This window comes from Streptomyces carpinensis, from assembly GCF_002154505.1.
Taxonomy (GTDB): Bacteria; Actinomycetota; Actinomycetes; order Streptomycetales; family Streptomycetaceae; genus Streptomyces; species Streptomyces carpinensis.
In genome coordinates this window covers 1-2,127 of the sequence record NZ_MUBM01000649.1, presented here as the reverse complement: position 1 = coordinate 2,127, position 2,127 = coordinate 1, and the positions used below count along the sequence as shown (strand labels likewise).

Annotated in this window: 1 protein-coding gene and 1 pseudogene; one reads left to right on the top strand and one right to left on the bottom strand. The window is 74.5% G+C overall.

Annotated features, from left to right (window positions below):
* Positions 1-1,570 (top strand): glycoside hydrolase family 13 protein (locus tag BZY54_RS47500; RefSeq protein WP_086731489.1); only part of this gene is annotated, 1,570 nt, incomplete at its 5' end.
* Between the two features lie 277 nt (positions 1,571-1,847).
* Here the strand turns inward: BZY54_RS47500 and BZY54_RS47495 are convergent.
* A pseudogene (locus BZY54_RS47495) lies at positions 1,848-2,127 on the bottom strand (DUF4142 domain-containing protein); the annotation flags it as partial.

The following is a 2,127-nucleotide window of genomic DNA, read 5'->3' as shown; positions in this document are numbered from 1 at the left end:
CGCCGACGCCGACGGTGACGGGCTGGGCGACATCCGGGGCGTCACCCAGCGGCTGACACACCTCGCCGCGCTCGGCGTGGACGCCCTGTGGCTCAGCCCCTTCTACCCCTCCGAGCTGGCCGACGGTGGTTACGACGTCGCCGACCACCGGGACGTCGACCCGCGCCTGGGCACCCTCGACGACTTCGACGCCATGGTCGCCGAGGCCCACCGCCTGGGCCTGAAGGTGATCGTCGACATCGTCCCCAACCACAGCTCGCACCGGCACCGCTGGTTCCAGGAGGCGCTGCGGGCCGGCCCCGGCTCCCCGGCCCGCGACCGGTACGTCTTCCGCGACGGGCGCGGCGAGCACGGCGAACTCCCGCCCACCGACTGGCAGTCCGTCTTCGGCGGCAGCGCCTGGCGGCGGGTGCCGGACGGGCAGTGGTACCTGCACCTGTTCGCGCCCGAGCAGCCGGACTTCAACTGGCAGAACGAGGAGGTCCGCGCCGACTTCCGCACCACCCTGCGGTTCTGGTCCGACCGGGGCGTGGACGGCTTCCGCATCGACGTGGCGCACGCCCTGGTCAAGGACCTCGACGAACCGCTGCGGGACGTCGGGGACGTCGGGGTCACCGGCGAGGACGCGCTGCCGCACGTGGCGCCGGGCAGCCATCCGTACTGGGATCGGGACGACGTCCACGAGATCTACCGCGACTGGCGCAAGATCTTCGACGCCTACTCCCCGCCCCGCGCGGCGGTCGCCGAGGCCTGGGTGCCGGACAGCCGGCGCGCGCTGTACGCCCGCCCGGACGAACTGGGCCAGGCCTTCAACTTCGAGTACCTCCAGACCCGCTGGGACGCCGGTGAGCTGCGCCGGGCCATCACCGCCTCGCTGGCCACCGCCCGGGCGGCCGGGGCCTCGGCCACCTGGGTGCTGTCCAACCACGACGTGGTCCGGCACGCCTCACGGCTGATGCTCCCGCCGGGCACGGACGAGAACGCCTGGCTGCTGTCCGGCGGGCGCGCACCGGCCGTCGACGAGGCGGCCGGGCTGCGCCGGGCCCGCGCGGCGACGCTGCTGATGCTGGCCCTGCCGGGCTCGGCCTACGTCTACCAGGGCGAGGAACTCGGCCTGCCCGAGGTGGCCGACCTGCCCACCGAGGTGCTTCAGGACCCGATCTGGGAGCAGACGGGCCATGTCCGCAAGGGCAGGGACGGCTGCCGGGTGCCACTGCCGTGGACGACCGGCGGGCCGTCGTACGGCTTCGGGGCGGGCGCGGCCTGGCTGCCGCAGCCGGCCGCCTTCGCGGCGTACGCCGTGCAGGCGCAGGACGGGGCGGAGGGCTCGACGCTGGAGCTGTACCGCACGGCCCTGCGGCTGCGCCGCAAGCTGCTGGCGGGCGAGTCGCTGACCTGGACGGAGGACACCCCCGCCGGGGTGCTCGCCTTCGCCCGGTCCGACGGCTGGCGGTGCGTCACCAACCTGTCGGACACCGACGTCCCGCTGCCGCCGGGGGACGTACTGGTGAGCAGCGCGCCGCTGACGGGGCGCCGACTGGCACCGGACACCACGGTGTGGCTCGCCTAGGCCCTGTCGTCAAATTCCCGCCTGCCCGGCGGCGTCTGGCACGCACTCCCCCACTGCCGTAAGGGCGTGGGGGGACCCACAGCGGCGTTGCCGAACCGCCCACGTGGCTCCGCCACGAGGGGGCTCCGGCGCCTTGTGTTCGCACGCACCAGACGCCGCCGGGCCCGCCCTTCGGGCGGACGACGGGAATTCGACGACAGGACCCAGGGCCTCTCGTTCGGATCACGCCGGGCTCCGGCCTGATCCGAACGGAAGGCCCCGGCCCCGCGCGCCTGGCTCACCCCACCGTCGGGCTGGGCGCCGGGGCGCCGGGCGCGCCGCCGATGTCCAGGGGGCTCGACGTGGCGTTCGGCGGCGGGGTGAGCACGACCTGGGGCTGCCCGCCGGAGGGGGGTGGCGGGGTCAGGTCCGAGGCGGGCAGCTTCGGCGGGGTCGTCTCCTGGAACAGGACCTGGTCGAAGTCGACCAGGCCGGTGTTCTCCATCACCGTGATGTGGTCCAGGACGGTGGCGTTGGCCTGGTTGGCGAGCGCGCGGACCAGGCTGTTCTTGGTGGTG